At 60.5% G+C, this 17,061-nt stretch carries 11 protein-coding genes and 2 pseudogenes; 7 read left to right on the forward strand and 6 right to left on the reverse strand.

All coding sequences use genetic code 11. The features are described 5' to 3' along the window. The first annotated feature begins 21 nt into the window (after positions 1–21). The 5 genes from L0U81_RS27330 to L0U81_RS27350 are packed head-to-tail and all read left to right on the forward strand — an operon-like array spanning position 22 to position 8,560. Positions 22–1,011 (forward strand): fatty acid desaturase, encoded by a 990-nt coding sequence (locus L0U81_RS27330; RefSeq protein WP_233808104.1) that lies wholly within the window; start codon positions 22–24, stop codon positions 1,009–1,011. 31 nt (positions 1,012–1,042) lie between these two features. After that, on the forward strand, positions 1,043–2,713 hold the full coding sequence (locus tag L0U81_RS27335) for a fatty acyl-AMP ligase (RefSeq protein WP_233808105.1): 1,671 nt from the start codon (positions 1,043–1,045) through the stop codon (positions 2,711–2,713). 5 nt (positions 2,714–2,718) lie between these two features. Further along, a complete protein-coding gene (locus L0U81_RS27340; RefSeq protein ID WP_233810009.1) occupies positions 2,719–3,825 on the forward strand; it encodes an efflux RND transporter periplasmic adaptor subunit in 1,107 nt (368 codons plus the stop codon). Further along, positions 3,822–7,046, forward strand: coding sequence for an efflux RND transporter permease subunit (locus L0U81_RS27345; protein WP_233808106.1), 3,225 nt, complete (start codon positions 3,822–3,824; stop codon positions 7,044–7,046). The genes L0U81_RS27340 and L0U81_RS27345 overlap by 4 nt, the downstream gene beginning before the upstream one ends. 2 nt (positions 7,047–7,048) lie before the next feature. Further along, positions 7,049–8,560, forward strand: coding sequence for an efflux transporter outer membrane subunit (locus L0U81_RS27350; RefSeq protein WP_233808107.1), 1,512 nt, complete (start codon positions 7,049–7,051; stop codon positions 8,558–8,560). Here the strand turns inward: L0U81_RS27350 and L0U81_RS27355 are convergent, their stop codons facing one another. Further along, positions 8,561–9,349, reverse strand: coding sequence for a class I SAM-dependent methyltransferase (locus L0U81_RS27355; RefSeq protein ID WP_233808108.1), 789 nt, complete (start codon positions 9,347–9,349; stop codon positions 8,561–8,563). A 269-nt stretch (positions 9,350–9,618) separates the two neighbouring features. Between L0U81_RS27355 and L0U81_RS27360 the strand changes: the two genes are divergently transcribed. Then, positions 9,619–10,311 carry a phosphatase PAP2 family protein gene (locus tag L0U81_RS27360; protein WP_233808111.1) on the forward strand — a complete coding sequence of 231 codons (693 nt, stop codon included), beginning with the start codon at positions 9,619–9,621 and terminating at the stop codon, positions 10,309–10,311. Between the two features lie 228 nt (positions 10,312–10,539). After that, positions 10,540–10,884 (forward strand): annotated as a pseudogene (locus tag L0U81_RS27365) (GNAT family N-acetyltransferase); the annotation flags it as partial. A gap of 36 nt (positions 10,885–10,920) precedes the next feature. On the opposite strand, the pseudogene L0U81_RS27370 reads toward L0U81_RS27365, so the two are convergent. The 5 genes and pseudogenes from L0U81_RS27370 to L0U81_RS27390 all read right to left on the reverse strand — a co-directional run. Continuing rightward, positions 10,921–11,073: pseudogene (locus L0U81_RS27370) on the reverse strand (IS5/IS1182 family transposase); the annotation flags it as partial. An 81-nt stretch (positions 11,074–11,154) separates the two neighbouring features. Further along, a complete protein-coding gene (locus L0U81_RS27375) occupies positions 11,155–13,374 on the reverse strand; it encodes a hypothetical protein (protein WP_233808112.1) in 2,220 nt (739 codons plus the stop codon). Positions 13,375–13,496: 122 nt separating this feature from the next. After that, positions 13,497–14,909 (reverse strand): MFS transporter, encoded by a 1,413-nt coding sequence (locus tag L0U81_RS27380; protein WP_233808113.1) that lies wholly within the window; start codon positions 14,907–14,909, stop codon positions 13,497–13,499. Next, a complete protein-coding gene (locus L0U81_RS27385; protein WP_233808116.1) occupies positions 14,896–15,966 on the reverse strand; it encodes a Gfo/Idh/MocA family protein in 1,071 nt (356 codons plus the stop codon). The genes L0U81_RS27380 and L0U81_RS27385 overlap by 14 nt, the downstream gene beginning before the upstream one ends. After that, positions 15,966–16,997, reverse strand: a complete 1,032-nt coding sequence (locus tag L0U81_RS27390; protein WP_233808117.1) for a Gfo/Idh/MocA family protein — start codon at positions 16,995–16,997, stop codon at positions 15,966–15,968. The genes L0U81_RS27385 and L0U81_RS27390 overlap by 1 nt, the downstream gene beginning before the upstream one ends. Positions 16,998–17,061 lie beyond the last annotated feature (64 nt).

Genomic DNA, 17,061 nt, shown 5'->3' on the forward strand with positions numbered 1-17,061 from the left:
CTGCCCCTGAAGGAAATTGCCATGTACCGCCTGCTCAACGATCGTCGCGACCTGCCGCATCTGTGGCTTTACGTCCAGTGCGCGTTGCTGTTCATCCCCGCCGCGGGCGTGCTGTATGGCCTCGGCCACTTTCCGTGGTGGCTGGGCGTTGCGTATGTGCTCGTCTGGAACGCGTTCGGCGACCGCTTCACGATGAGCTACCACTGCACGCTGCATCGGCGGCTCTTCAGAAAGCAGTACCGGGCATGCCAGATCCTGCTCGACTGGGTGCTGTGCCCGTTCTTCGGTCAGACGCCAGGCACTTTCTATGTCCATCACATGGGCATGCATCACATCGACGACAACCTGCCGCGCGATCTGAGCTCCACGATGCCGTTCCAGCGCGATAGCGTGAGCGGCTTTCTGCACTACTACCTGCGCTTCGCCGCGCTGGTCCCGCTCGAGCTCACCGTCTATCTGTGGCGCTCGCGCAATACGAAGCTGATCCGGCAACTGCTCGTGGGCGAGGTCGCGTTCTACGCAGCGATCACCGCCGCCGCGTACTGGAACCTGCGGGCGACGCTCGTCGTGTTCGTGTTCCCGTTCGTGTTCGTGCGGCTGATGATGATGATCGGCAACTGGGTCCAGCACGCGTTCATCGACCCCGATCATCCCGATAACCCGTATACGAGCAGCACCAACACGATCGACTCGCGTTTCAATGCGCGCGTCTTCAACGCCGGCTATCACATCTATCACCACGTCCGCAAAGGGACGCACTACAGCGAGCTCACGAAGGAATTCGCGGCGAACCTCGAAAAGTACGGCCGCGAGGACGCGGTCGTTTTCGATCGCATCGACATCGCGCAGATCTGGCTGCTGCTCGTCACGCGCCAGCATCGCAAGCTCGCGACGCATTTCGTGCGCCTGCCGGGCGCGCCGGCGCGCAACGACGACGAGGTGATCGCACTGCTGCGTCGCCGACTGCAGCCGATCCGCGACTGGACGCCGGCTGCGTCGCTTGATCGCTGATGCTCAATGACATGACCGGGGAGCCGTCAACATGGACCAGACGCTAGTCGATGCCGTTTCAGCGCTGCCGCGCGGCGACGCTCGAGGCCTTCGCTTTGTCTCCTCGAACGGCGACGAGCACTACTATCCTTACGAGGCGCTCGAACGCGAAGCACGCAAGCGTGCGAGGAAGCTCGCGGCACTGGGCCTGAACAAGGGCGAGCGCATCGCGCTCGTGATCCTCGACCCGGAAGCGTTCATCCTGAGCTTCCTCGGCGCATCGTTCGCCGGTCTCGTCCCGGTACCGATCTTTCCTCGCGGGAGCCTCAACTTCAAGACCCGCACGCGCTACGCCGAAACGGTGAGTCACATCGTGCGCTCGGCGGGCGCGCGGATACTACTCACATCGGACTCGGCAAGAGAGACCATCGAGGATGTGCTGGCCGTCGACACCGGCCTCGAACGCATCGTGACCGTTGAAGCGCTGGGCGACAGCGAGCCGCCCGCCTGCGATTTGCCCACAGTGCATCCCGACGACCTGTGCTTCCTGCAATACACGTCGGGCAGCACGTCGCTGCCGAAAGGCGTGATGGTCACGCATCGCAATCTGGTCGCGAATGCGAGCGCGTTCCTCGGACCGCGAGGCATCGATCTGCGCAAACAGGATGTCTATGTCAGCTGGCTGCCGCTGCACCACGACATGGGGCTCATCAGCGTGCTCGGCGCGCTCATCTGCGACTTGCCGAGCGTGCTGCTGGCAACCGAAGCGTTCGTGCGCCGCCCTGGGCTCTGGATGGAGGCGATCACGAAGTACGGCGGCACGATCAGCTTCGCGCCGAACTTTGCATACGCGCTCGCCGCGCGCCGTACCCGCGACGCCGACCTCGAAGGGCTGGACCTGCGGCGGTTGCGCGTAGCCGGCTGCGGGGCCGAGCCGATCAACGCGCAAGCGTTGCGCCAGTTCTGCGCGCGCTTCGAGCCGGCCGGCTTTCGCGCCGAAGCGCTGCTGCCGTGCTACGGGATGGCCGAGGCAACACTCGCGATCACGTTTCACGACCACGGCCAGCCGATCGTCACCGACGTCGTCTATGCGTCGACGCTGGGCCTCGGTCGAGCCATACCGGCCACGCGTGACAGCGGATTGCGCTCGATCGAACTGGTCGGCTGCGGCCATCCGTTTCCCGGGCACGAGCTGCGGATCGTCGACGAATCCGGGCAAGCGTTGCCCGAACGCTGCGTCGGCGAAATCGTCACGCGCGGGCCCAGCATCACCGCGGGCTATTACGGCCTGGCCGACGCGACTGCCGACGCATACCGCGACGGCTGGCTCCAGACCGGCGACCTCGGCTACCTCGTCGGCGACCAGCTTTATATCTGCGGCCGCAGCAAGGATCTGATCGTCATTCACGGCTCGAACCACTATCCGCAGGACATCGAATGGGCGGTGGCCGAGTTGCCGAGCGTGCAAAGCCGCGGTGTCATCGCGTTCAGCGTGATGCGCGACGGCGACGAGACGCTCGTTGTCTGTGCCGAGGGCAAGCCGGCCGAAGCCGCGACGCTGCGCCGCGCGATCGCCCAGAAGGTCGCCGAAAGCGCGGGCCTGCAGGTCGGTCACGTGGCGATCGTGCAGTCGGGCAGCTTGCCGCGGACTTCGAGCGGCAAAGTGCAGCGCCGCCGGACCAAGGCACAGTTCGAAGCCGGCGAGCTGGAGGAACACTCGTGAGCCGCATGCGCTGGCACGGGATCATGCTGACGGTGTCAGGCGCGCTCGCGCTCGCCGCCTGTCACGCGAAACAAGCCGAGGTGACGCTGCCGCCCCAGGTTATCGCCGTGGCTGTGCATCGGGACAGCAGGCCCGTTCTCGCGACGCTGCCGGGCGAAGTCAACGCACGCTATGCAACGCCGCTGTCGTTTCGCATCGCAGGCAAACTGATCGTGCGGAACGTGCATCTCGGCGATACGGTCAAGGCCGGCGACGTGATCGCGCGGCTCGATCCCGACGACGCGCAACGCAGCCTCGCGAGCGCGCAGGCCCAATTGATGGCGGCGCAGCATCGGCTCACCTTCGCCGAGCAGCAACTCGATCGCGACCGGGCACAGGCGCAGGAACAGCTGATCGCGACGACACAGCTCGAGCAAACCCAGGACGCGTACGTGGCGGCCGTTGCGCAACGCGATCAGGCAGTGGAGCAGTTCGCGCTGCTGAAAAATCAGGTGCAATACACGGTCCTCACGGCAGACCATGCTGGCGTCGTGACCAGCGAAGACGCCGACACCGGGCAGAACCTCGCGGCGGGACAACCGGTCTACCATCTCGCCTGGTCCGGCGAGGTCGATATCCTCTGCGACGTGCCAGAGAGCCTGCTGAAGGCGCTCGCGGTCGGCAGCGCAGCCAGCATCTCACTGCCGGCCGTCACCGGCCGGCGTTACGCGGCGCGCGTGCGGGAACTATCGCCGGCCGCGGATCCCGGCAGCCGCACCTATCGCGCGAGACTGACGCTCGATGCGCCGGGTCCCGAGGTCCACCTCGGCATGACGGCCAACGTCACCTTCGCCGAGGCGGCGGGCGAGGCGCAAGCGGACGATCCGATCACGCTGCCCGCCACCGCGCTCTTTCACGAGGGCAACACGCCGGCCGTCTGGGTCGTTCGGCCCGGCGACCATGCGCTGGAGCTGCGCCGGGTCCAGGTCGGCCGCTACGACGACCGCACGATCTCCGTCTCGCGAGGCCTCACGGACGGCGAGCGCGTCGTGCTGCAAGGCGTGCATACCGTCAGCGCCGGCGAAACCGTGCGCGCGGTCGCGCCGTTGCATCCCGAGGACTTCGCATCATGAAGGCACTGTTCAGCCAGGGGTCCGGCGGAGCCGGTGGACCGCGACGGCCGGCGGCGGACGACACTGGCCGTTTCAACCTGTCCGCGTGGGCGATCCGCAATCAGGCGGTCGTCATTTTCGCCGTCGTGCTCGCGACGTTGTTCGGCGTGCTCGCCTATTCCCGGCTCGGACAATCCGAGGACCCGCCGTTCACGTTCCGCGCGATGGTGATCCGCACCTTCTGGCCCGGCGCGACCGCACGCCAGGTCGAGGAGCAGGTGACCGACCGGATTGGCCGCAAGCTCCAGGAAACGCCCCATCTCGACTATCTGCGCAGCTACTCGCGTCCCGGCGAATCGCTGATCGTCTTCACGATGAAAGACTCTGCGCCGGTGAACGAGGTGCGCGAGACGTGGTACCAGGTGCGCAAGAAAGTGGCCGACATCGCCGATACGCTTCCGCCCGGCGCGCGGGGGCCGTACTTCGACGACGAGTTCGGCGACGTCTACACGAACATCTATACGCTCGCGGGCGACGGGTTCTCGCCGGCCCAATTGCACGACTACGCCGACGAACTGCGCAGCGTGCTGCTGCGCGTGCCCGGTGTCGCGAAGGTCGACTATTTCGGCGACCCCGACGAGCACATCACGATCGAGATTCCCAACGCGCAATTGACGCGGCTCAGTATCACGCCGCAACAGCTCGCGCAGGCGATCAATGCGCAAAACGCGGTCACGCCGAGCGGCACGCTGACCACCGCGTTCGATCGCGTGTATGTGCGTCCGAGCGGCCAGTTCACCGATCTGAAGGCGATGGCCGACACGCTGATCGATATCAACCATCGACTCGTTCGTCTCGGTGACATCGCGACGATCAGGCGCGGCTACGACGATCCGCCGGTCTCGCAGGTTCGCACCGACGGCGGCGCCGTGCTCGCCATCGGCATCACGATGCAGGCTGGCGGCGATGTGATTCAGCTTGGCAAGCGGCTCGATGCGCAGGCCGCCGAATTGCGTGCGCGTCTGCCGGCGGGACTCAAGCTCGTCGAGGTGTCGAGCATGCCGCACGCGGTCTCGCATTCGGTCAACGCTTTTCTGGAGGCCGCCGCCGAAGCCATTGCGATCGTGCTGGCCGTAAGCCTCATCTCACTGGGCTGGCGCGCCGGCGTGGTGGTGGCGATCTCGATCCCGGTCGTGCTTGCGATCACCGCGCTCGGCATGGATGGGTTCGACATCGGCTTGCACAAGATCTCGCTCGGCACGCTCGTCCTCGCGCTGGGCCTGCTCGTCGATGATGCGATCATCGCGGTCGAGATGATGGCCGTGAAGCTCGAACAGGGATGGTGCCGCGCAAGGGCCGCGGCGTTCGCCTACAGCAGCACAGCGTTTCCGATGCTGACGGGGACCCTTGTTACGGTGGCGGGATTTCTGCCCATCGCGCTCGCAAAATCGGCCACCGGCGAATACACGCGCTCGATCTTTCAGGTATCCGCGATTGCGCTGATCGCCTCGTGGTTCGCGGCAGTCGTGCTGATTCCGTTGCTCGGCTATCACCTGCTGCCCCATCGCAAGCACACCGCACGCGGGCCTATGCGCCACGCGGCTCTCAAGAACCGCTGGCACGACGACACGCAGACGGGCCCGGCCCCGGCGACGGCGCTGCCCGTCACCCGCTTTCATAGCTGCCTGCGCGAGTGCATCGCGTGGTGCCTGAAGCGGCGTCTCGTCGTGCTCGGCGTCACGGCTGCGCTGTTCGTTGCCGCGCTGGCCGGCTTTGCGCTCGTGCCGCAACAGTTCTTCCCGAGCTCCGAGCGGCCCGAACTGCTCGTCGACATGCGGCTGCCCGAAGGTGCGTCGTTCGAAGCGACGCTGCGCGAAGCCGCGCGCCTCGAAAAAACGCTGGCCGGCCGGCCCGAGATCGATCATCTGGTCGACTTCGTCGGCGCGGGCGCGCCCCGGTTCTATCTGCCGCTCGACGTCCAGCTGACCCAACCCAACTTCGCGCAGTTCGTGATCACCGCAAAGTCCGTCGACGATCGTGCGACGCTCGAGCGCTGGCTCGCGAGCACACTGCAAAAGAGCTTTCCCGCCGTGCGTACGCGCGTTTCGCCGTTGGAGACAGGGCCTTCGGTGGGCTATCCGGTGCAGTTTCGCGTCAGCGGAAGCGACCTCGGCACCGTGCGGGAGATCGCGGAACAAGTCGCGGCGACGATGAAAGCCGATGTCCGCACGACGGGCGTCCATTTCGACTGGGACGAACCCGGCGAACGCTCGGTGCGCTTCGAGATCGACCAGCAGAAGGCGCGCGAACTCGGCGTCACGTCGGAAGACGTGGGGAGCTTCCTCGCGATGACGCTGTCGGGCTATACGTTCACGCAATTCCGGGTTCGCGACAGGTTGATCAGCGTCGACCTGCGCGCGCCCCAGCGCGAGCGGGTCGATCCCGCCGGGATCGTGAACCTCGCGATGCCGACGCCGAACGGCCCGGTTCCGCTCGGCACGCTCGGACACCTGAACAACGAGCTCGAATACGCGGTGATCTGGGACCGCGACCGTCTTCCGACGATCACGGTCCAGTCCGACGTGCGCGGCAATGCGTTGGACCTCGACGTGATCCAGGCGATCGATCGGACGCTCGCGCCGCTACGCGCGTCGTTGCCGATCGGCTACCGGATCGAGACCGGCGGTGCGGGCGAGATCAGCGGCCAGGCGCAGGCGTCGGTGATCGCGCAGCTTCCGCTGATGCTCGTGGTGGTGCTCACGCTGCTGATGATGCAACTGCGCAGTTTCGTGCGCGTGCTGATGGTCGTGCTCACCGCGCCGCTCGGGCTCATCGGCGTGGTCGGCGCGCTGCTGCTGTTCGGCAAGCCGTTCGGCTTCGTGGCGATGCTCGGCGTCATTGCGATGTCCGGCATCATCATGCGCAACTCGGTCATTCTCGTCGACCAGATCGAACGCGATATCGCCGCGGGCCACGCGCGCTTCGACGCGATCATTGGCGCAACGCTCCGGCGCTTCCGCCCGATCATGCTGACCGCCGCGGCAGCCGTGCTCGCCCTGATCCCCCTGCTGCGTTCGGCCTTCTTCGGACCGATGGCGACCGCCCTGATGGGCGGCATTACGGGTGCCACCGTGTTGACGCTGTTCTTTTTGCCCGCGCTATACGCGACCGCGTTCAAGGTACGGCATGGCGAACGCGGTGGGCAAACGGCGGCCGCGACAGTCGCATATACGTGGAGTTGATCGTGGGTAGAGACTGCAACCCCGTTGTCGGGCCGGCGTCGGCGATCGATCGTTGGCGCGCGGCGTGCGGTGCCGCGGCGACGATCGCATTTGGCGCATGCACGTTCGGCCCCAGCGGTGAGCCGCCTGCGATGCCCGTTCCCGTCCATTACGGCGTCGAGCCGCAGCCCGCGCAAACGGTCGAGGCGCTCGGTGTCGCGCAGCGCTTCACCATCGGCGTGCAACCTGTGCCCGAATGGTGGCGGCTGTTCGGATCGACGACGTTGAATGCCCTCGTCGAAGAGGGCTTGCGCAACAGCCCGACGCTCGCCGCCGCCGACAAACGCCTCGCCGCCGCGCGCGAACAACTGCGGGGCCAAATTCACAGCTCGCTGCTGCCGACGGTCGATCTGGTCGGGCAGACGTCGCGCGGGCGCGATCTCGGCATTCCGGTCCCCGGCGGCCCGAATACGCTGCTTTACAACGAGTTTATCGGCGTCGTCCAGGCGCAATATACGTTCGACCTGTTCGGTGCGGTGCGCCAGGCCAACGCGGCCCGGTCCGCGCGTGTCGACATCGAAGCGTATCAACGCGAAGCCGCGCGGCGCGCACTGGCCACCAACATCGTCACGGCAACGATGGAGGCGGCGATGTTGCGCGCCGAGATCGACGCGACCGAGCGCATGGTCGCGCTTGCGGGCGATCAGGCTCACGATACCGAACGGCATTACGAACTCGGATCGCTGACGCACGGCGAGGTGTTGGCCGCGCGGCAAAGCATCGCCACGCTCGAGGTCAGCGTGGCCGAGTTGCGGCAGCGGCTGGCGGTGACAAGACATGCGCTCGCGGTGCTGCTTGGCCGCACGCCCGACGCGGCGCCGCCCGAGCCCGATCTCGCGAGCCTGCACTTGCCGCAGGACCTGCCCGTCGTGTTGCCATCCGACCTGTTGCGCGCGCGGCCCGATATCGAGGCAGCCGAGGCGGCGCTGAAAGCCGCCGCAGCCGACGTCGGCGTCGCAACGGCCCAGCTCTTTCCGAGCCTGACGCTGAACGCATCGATGGGACAAGGCGGGTTCAGCTGGCCGCTCGCGCTGTCGGGCGCCGGCGCGATCTGGAGCATCGGCGCGACCTTGTCGCAAGCGCTTTTTCATGGCGGCGCGCTCGTCGCACAGCGGCGCGCGGCAATCGACGCCTACGAGGCGGCCGTGTTCGAGTACAAGCAGACTGTGCTGGCCGCGTTCGAGAACGTCGCGGACACGCTCGCGTCGCTCGAACACGACGCGCAGGCACTCGAAGCCGCGAGCGGTGCCACTCATGCTGCACGCGAGGCGTTCGACGAAGCCACGTCACGCCACCGGCTCGGCGCGCTACCGGCTTCATCCGCGCGCGGCGGCGAGCAGCAGTACGAAACTGCGAGGCTCGAAGAAATCCGCCTGATCGGCAGGCGTCTGACCGATACGGCGACACTGTTTCAGGCGATGGGCCAGTTGCCGGCGGGTAGCAACGCGACATCTGACCACCTGGCCCGCAAGTGATCAGCCCGCTGGTCCCCGGGGAACGCCGACAAGGTAAGTGAGACCGAGCGGCGATCCGTGCACCGGCTGCGTGCCGATGTCCCATTCGAAGCTTTGTTCGTCCGGGATACTCGCGACCATCTCGCGCAATTCGTCGGGATTGTAGATGCGCAGCATCGAAACAATGCCGTCGAACAGACAGAGCAGCGGGATCACCGGGAGGACATAAGTGAGCCCGAGTCGCGACCAGCGAAACGGCCGGATCAGCGGAGTCAGCGCGAGCATCATCAGCGGCATCAGCAGAATGAACAGGATTCCGAGCAGGCGATGGTCGGCGCCCTCGACGATGACGATCGCACGGCGCTTCGCCACCGCATCGGCGAGGATCGCCCGCGCATCGTGCGGCCGGAAATGGTGGAAAGCGTTGAACATCGTGCGCACACCGTCGAATCCCGACGGCACATCCATCGCATCCACCGGTTCGCTCACATAGGTGACGCGCGCGGTCGACGCGGCAGATACCCGCTCGTGCGCGGCGCGATTGGGATAGAAGTCCGTCAACTGCACCGTCACGCATCCGGACTGCGCGAGCAACGGTGCAAGCGTCTGCCACGGGCCGCCGCCGCCCGAGCAGAGATCGACGATCCGGTCGCTGCCGACCCGTCGCATCGCCTCGCGCAGCTTGACTGAGATGACGTTGAATCCCTTGTGGGCATTGGCCAGAAAGTGCAGCCAGTCGGTAGCGCCGTCACGGATGGCCCGGGGGCACCACGGCTCGTCTTCGATTTCGAGCAGATGCAGGCGTCGCATGGTCACGCGGGCAACCGAGCTAACTGAATACCGGCATTTTCCATGACGCACCCTCGATCAGCATTTGTCAGCGGAAACTTTTTACCGAAGTTAAACGAGTTGAGGTGTGGGATTTTTAACGATCAGTTCGCCCCGTAAGCCGTCACTGAAAGTTAGCAATGAAAATTCGCGGTAAAGATTGTCAGTGAAAGTAAGCATCGCAAAATGCGGCGTATCCAATACGCTATGCTAACGGCATTTTGCGATGACCCCAATCTTCTTACAAAATAATGAACGGCTTTGATTCGTCTATCGAAACATATCTGTCCAACCTTCACTTCGGTCATTTCGCGACCCAATCCATACAGGCCATCGCCGATCTGTACAGCTTCAAAGGTCTCGTACTCATTCCCGTGCTGTGGTGGATGTGGTTTCAGCAAGACCAACGCCGCGAATGGCGCAGAGAGATGGTTCTCGCGACGCTTCTCAGCGGCATCGTGGCGCTTTTTGTCGGCAGACTGCTGACTCACTGGTTGCCGTTCAGGGTACGCCCCATCTATAGCCCTGAATTGCATCTGCACTTTGCGGATGGCGCGATCAAGGACGCACTGCTGACAAGCTGGAGTTCCTTCCCGAGCGATCACGCGATGCTATGGATGGCGGTCGCCACCGGCATCTTCCTCGTGTCGCGCGGTATCGGTGTGCTGGCGATTCTCTATACCGCGCTGTTCATTTGCCTTCCGCGCGCCTATCTCGGCTTTCACTACCCAACCGATTTGCTGGTCGGTGCTGCCGTGGGAATGGTGATTGCCGTGGTCATGACGCGAGATGCGATCCGCGTGCGCTACGCGACTCCGATGCTGCGATGGATCGAACGCTGGCCGGGGCCGTCAGCGATGCTGGCCTTTATTCTGTGCCTCGAACTCGTCACGCAGTTCGACGAACTGCGCAAGGTGGCGAGCGGCGTGTTCAAACATCTCTGAACGGCTCTGGCATAGACGACACGCATCCTCCGTGGCACGCACGAGGCTATGGCCTCTGCATTCCTGCTTCTGCATTTCGCACAGCCGGAGCGGGACGGCTTTCGAAACGCGCGTCCTTCCGGCCGCGCTTGAAGAGACTTTCGTACACGACAAATCCGAGCTTTACGATCACCGACCCCGTCACAACTTCGATAAAAACCAACGCCGATTTTGCGACCCGCCTCATTTCTGACGAACGCGCGACATGTGCCGTTCGCGCAGCTAGTTGCCTACGACAGCGCATGCTTTTCGGCCACGCGTTCCGAGTTCCTTGCGGGCTGGATCGCGCAACCGCATGCGCTGGCTCTGGCTCTGGCGGATGTCCGCAACGATCAGATCAGAGGGTACGGCGTGCTGCGCCGTTGCAGGACAGGCTACAAGATAGGTCCGCTCTTTGCCGACGACGCGCAGAATGCCAGCCATCTGTTCGACGGACTGGTCGCGAGCGTCGCAGGTGAAGTCATTGCGTTCGACGTCCCGGAGGTCAACGCTGTTGCGGTAGCACTCGCTGAACGCCACGGTATGTTAAGTAGTCGGGTTTGAACAATTCGCTTTGGTCGGCCGTCGTCCTCACTGCTGGAAGACCACAGTGATTGGGCGGTTGAGCAAAGCGATCAGAGCAAGGGCGTAAAAGAGCCTCAGTTTTCCGAGGATCATCCGCAGGTTATGGCCGGCGCCGCACGGCGCTGCGTGTATCGCATCACCGAGCGCACCTTTGAGCCATGCCACGCTTACTGTATCGCCGCGATTGAGTCGACAGTACCCTCCGGACTGCCCCAACGATCGACAATCGTTTGCCCACACTTATCGTTTACCGCCCGCCGCCCAAACGGAACGGGTGTATTCCATCACCCGGTCATAGTAGGCACTCGTGACATTGTTCTTGTCGCTGACATTTTCAGGATTGTCCTCGTCACCCGGCGCCCACAATACTTCGATTTGGACCGTGTTGTATTGGTAGCTCGGCGTTTGGAAAGAACCAAAACCTTTTCCGCGCACCCCCGCAAAGAGTCGCGGCAGGTCCATCATCGTGCTGGTTTCGGCGCCGCCGGGCTTTTTCTTGACTTGCAGACTCACACTGACTGGACTCGCCGTCGCGATTTCGTCGTACCAGTTGGTTTGCGACGAATCGATACTGTTGAACGGACGGTAGTACCCCGTGTCATTAATCATCCGTACATTGGGATACTGCCGACCAGACGCATCGTTCATACGGCTGTAGAAATACAGAACCTGATTGGCCGTGGAGAGCATGTCCCCATGATTCTGCACGCCGATGATCACATAGTTTCCATGCTTATCACGCAAGTTATGATCGATGCCGTATTGCGCCAGTTCTTTCACCAATGGAATGATTTGCGTGTCCATCAAATCTTTCCATGAGATACGGCTGATTTGCACCGGCGGCGGTCCCGTGAAGATACGCATCATGGGGGCGCCCAAACGCGCAGTCATCTCCAGATAGAATTTGGAGCGTTCCAAGTCCAGATCGCGGCGCTTTTCCAACGAGTCTGAAAAGCTATTTTGAATGCCGGTGCCGCTGATATCGATGCCGATAGTTTGCCCCCACTGTTTTAGCTCATCGATGCGTGCGCGAATAGTGTCCTGACTGACGCATTCGCCCGGTTTGCAGCCGGCTGCGGCAGCCAAAGGAGGCATATCGGTGTTGCTGTAGCCGGGTAGGTAATAGAACGCAATGTCCACCTGGTCAAAGCCGTTGATTTTCGCCCATTCCATCGCATCGAGCGTATTGATCTGGTTGCCGTTGGTCATACCCCAGCCTGGGCTGCCATCGGCAAGCGTGCTGCTCGTGGTGCCGTCCTTGATGGCGCGATTGAGTGCGGAGTTGAAGGAATAGAGTTGCAAGCTGTATTTATAACTGCCACCGTATAGCCCAGAACCAGGGTATTTTGCACGCAATGATTGAAAGCAACCATCTTGATAGGCATTGATTGCTGGCGGTGTGACGATGACATCCCCGCTGCTGGCATGCGCCGGGAAACTGCTGAAATCGACTTCCGAAATATAGGCCTTGTTAAGATAATTGGCATCGTAGCTGGCTTTGCTTGGCACATAAATTTCAACTTGAGTGGCATAGCTGAACCATAGCCCCTCCTTGCTGGCGGGCCGGCTGAAATAAGGGGGCGTGTCGCCAAGAACAAGCTTGTTCAGGCTTACGTTGTAATAAAACGTCCGTTCCCAACTGGTTTTGAGCTTGGGCAGATGGATTTCGGAGAGTTGACTGGTGTTGCTGAATTTCTCCATGGCGAAGGCTTGAGACTGCAGGATTTCCACATTGGGCAAATCCACATATTGCAAGGTAGGAATCAGTGAAAATGCCTGGCTCGCCACCTGCGTAGCATTGGCGATCGTGACACGGCGCAGCGACGGATGCGATGCGAACATGGCCTTGGGAATGACGCCCAGTTGCACATCGGAAGCGGCATTGGACGTCGGCGTCCCCTCCAGACTACAGCCGGATTGATCCTGACCGGGAAAGAGATCGGGGAAGTAGCAGGGATTCGTGCCGTTGCCCAGGAAATTCGCCGTACCCACGACTTCCAGTTCCTGCAGGTTCTTCATCCCGGTGCCGTCTTTCGCGCTATAAAAAACGGCGCTGTCCTTGCCGCTGAGCGTGCCAGCGTTGATGACCAGTTTACCGATGCGTTCGAGATCCGCTTGAGTACCGTATCCTTTCGCTGTCAACGCAGCGGCCAGCTTGCCCTGGGTACCGGTGGAAGCGACGCTGTCCACCGTCACCGTATCGCCGGTCAACACGTAAGGCTGCACCGACATTCGCGATTGAGCAACCTTCTGGGAGCGGGAGGCCGCCGCAATATAAGGCGTTGAATCGCAATCGGCGGCACCGCTGACGTTTTGTTGGCTCTCATCCGATTGATTTTCAGACACGCCATTCGCGGCTGACGAGATTAGATTGTCCCCCCCGGAACAACCTGAAAGCAGTAACAATACCGCCGCCAGCCCAAATAATCGTTGGATTGCACAAATCATGCGTTGCCGCATCACATGTCTCCATCTATATAAGAAATCTGCAAACTTAGAAATCGCGATCAGCCACCATTGGTGGCTAACCGAACGTCTGGATTCAATCGACCAAATCAAAATGGATCTCGAAAAGCACGGCATCAATCTTTTGGCAATGGCTTTCCTTTTGTTTCCGGCAAAAATGGCAATACTATGATTCCCAACAGGAGAATGAAACTCACCGCAATTCCACTTGTCCTGAAAGCCTCGATATTGCCACCCAGGCTGCGTGTCACCTGGCCGATAGTGAAAGGCGCCGTCGCGGCCAATAGCCGACCGAAGTTATAACAAAAACTCGTTCCAGTGCCGCGCAGACTGGTGGGGAAAAGCTCGGGCAAATAAATGGCATAAACGCCGAACACCGAATACTGACCAAACCCCATGACGGGTAACATCCAGTACATCTGGTCGATTTCACGCATGAACCTGAAAACCATGACTGTCGTCAAAAACGACAACAACAGAGCCAATCCAAGCGCAATTCGGCGTCCTTTGACTCGTGCCAATTTAGACAGCACCAGCATGCCCAGAAAACCACCGATATTCTGCAGGAACAAGCCGACAGAACCCCAGTAGGTTTTCTCGGCGGCGATCGCCTCCGGCGTCAAGTTCGACGCGGCAAGGTGGGCATCCACGATTGAACGCACAATGCGCGGATGGAAATTACCAATCCCCCACAAGCCAATAATGCCTGCGCCGCAGGCAACGAGCCCCAACCAGGCGTGTTTTCTCCAGACCGGGTGTCCTAGCAGGTTTGCATATGATCCGAACTTGATTCCTTTCAGCTCCCCCTCTTTTTTCGCATCGACCCATTTTTGAGGCTCGTTGATCCTTAAAAGAAGCGGAGCCAGAAACAATGCCGGAATTCCACCAATCAGGAACAATATCTGCCAGGCCTGGAGATTCGCTGGCAGCGCCTGACGAATTGCCAAAAAGCCTACACCGATGCCGATCAATCCGGCAGAAATATTACCCAGCGCCGAAAGGGATTGAAGCATCCCCAGAGCGGGAGCACGCGAGCGATCAGGGACCGAATCGGACACCAACGCCACCGCCAAACCAAAAACACCTCCGACGCCCAAGCCGGTAATAAAGCGATAAAAGCTGAAATCCCAGAATCCTTTAGCAAATGCGCTCAACCCTGTACAGACCGCATACATCAATATGGCCACGAGTAGCATTTTTGCCCGACCATAACGGTCGCCCAATGAACCGAGGATCAGTCCGCCGATCGCCCAGCCAACCAGAAATACGGAGGTTGTATAGGGTGCGTAAATGTTCGTCAGTTCTTTATTCACCAAGAACTCAACTGCGGGATCGCGCGCCAGATTGAATATTTGCTGATCCATGCAATCGATCATCCAGGCCATCGATGCGACGACAAAAATCATCCAATGGGTTCGATTGAAAATCCGCCACCAAGGCTTCTCATCTTCTCTATCAATAGCCTGGATAGGCTCGGATGCACCACCTGACATATCGCTCTCCTCCTGATAAAAATCAAAGCGCGTCAACTTTGATCGGCAAATGTTCTTCTGCTGACTGGTATATCCCACAGACCAAAGCGACCGTGTTACGCGCTTCCTTCACGTCTACACTTAGCGGCCGCCCCAAGCGAATAGCCTCCACCATCTCCTCGATCTGCTTTTGGTGGCCGTGGTAACTGATCTGATCGGGCGCTGCTGCGCCGGACGAGGAATTTTTCCCTTCCTGCTGACCACGCAATATTTCGTCTTCAGGCTGGGTATCCATAAACTCCCACCGCACGATCCGATCATCCTCGATGGATACCGAGCCGCGCTCGCCACAGATTTCTATGCGTCGCTCCCAGCCTGGGTAGGCCCCGGTTGTTGCCTCGAACACGCCCAACGCGCCATTGGGAAATTTGAACGTCGCACAAGCCGTATCTTCTGCTTCGATTTTTTTATGAACCGCACGCGTTGCCCACGCATAAACTTCATACGGCATGCCCGCAAACCAATGCAATAAATCGAGGGCGTGAATAGCCTGATTCATTACCGCTCCGCCACCATCCAAAGCCAGGGTGCCTTTCCATCCGGAATAATATTCTTCGGTGCGATGCCACTTGACATAGGCGCTGCACAAACATAGCCGACCAAAACGATCCGATTCCAGTGCCTTTTTTACAGCTTGCGCGCCAGACGCAAAGCGCGCCTGAAAAATCGCCGAAATCTTCACGCCGGCCATTTGCGCGGCTTCAATCATCGCATCCACCCGCTCAATCGTGATTTCAAGTGGTTTTTCGATAATCACATGTTTGCCGGCATGAATTGCCTTCAATGCAGGCTCCAAATGAGCGCCGCTTGGCGTGACGATGCAAACGACATGGATATCCTGTCTTTCAAGCAATTCATCGAGCTGAGTCGTATAAAACGGTATTTCGTTTTTTGACGCGAACTCGGCAGTCTGCTCCTGTGTCTTCCCCCATACCCCCATCAGGCGAATATCGTATTGGCGGCTCGCTGCCTGAATGGCTTTAGCATGAAATCCAGCGATCATCCCCGCACCAATCAAGCCGAATCCTAGCGTTTCATTTTTACCCACGCGCATCAGACATCCTTCCTGTTGATGGATTTTGCAACGGCTTGAGCCGTCAAGGCCAACTCGCATACTTTGAAGCAGTGACGATGCGTCATTGCCGTTTCGGTTCTTTCGAAAATATCGCGTTTTAGATCTGTGTAATAAGGCAGCCGAGCCTGCGAGCAGTCGATGTAACGCGTTTCGTTTTGATTGACGATGAACAAGTGATCCTTGCCGGGGCGTCCTGCGATATCGATATATTTGCGCAGCTCTATATAACCTTCGGTACCTAGAATGGTTAATCTTCCATCCCCCCAGGTCGCCAGACCATCCGGTGTAAACCAATCGACCCGTATGTAGCCGCCCGCCATCTCATTGGCAAGCGCGATCTCGCCAAAATCCTGCAATCCGGGATCATCAGGATGGCCGACATTCCCATAACGGGCGCTAACAATTTCCGCGTCGGCGCTGCCCGTAAAATGCAGAAATTGTTCAATCTGGTGCGAAGCGATATCAACCAGGATGCCACCATATTGAACCGGATCAAAAAACCACGCAGGCCGCGTGGCGCGATTAAGCCGATGAGAACCCAGACCCACTGTTTGTATGACGCGTCCAATAGCGCCGGAGCGCACGAGCTCGGTCGCGGTTGTCACGGCCCGCACCTCGAAATGCTCGGTAAAATTGATGGAATAGATTTGCCCCGTTTCCCGCTGGACTTTTTTAACCCGCTCCAGTTGGTCGAGCGTGGTCACACCGGGCTTGTCCACCATGAAATCCTTACCGTGCAGCATCGCCTCAATGGCGAAATCAGCACGCTGGTATGGAATGGCCGCGCAGGTTATCAGCTGAATACTTGGGTCTTCCAGCAATTGCTGGCGATCATCGATACGCGGAATATCCGGAAATCGTTCGACGAACCCTTTCTCGATATAGGTTTCGCCTGCCGTCCAATACCCGGCACATTCAGAGCCAATCTCCAGCAGACTTTTTACCTGATCGTAAATATGTCGATGATCAATACCGACCACACCGAAACGTAGTTTCGGATAATTACTCATTATTGATTTACCTCATTTTGACAGACCGGTCTTCCGCTACAACGCTAGAAACCCATGCTGCTCG

The organism is Paraburkholderia sp. HP33-1 (assembly GCF_021390595.1).
Lineage (GTDB): Bacteria > Pseudomonadota > Gammaproteobacteria > Burkholderiales > Burkholderiaceae > Paraburkholderia.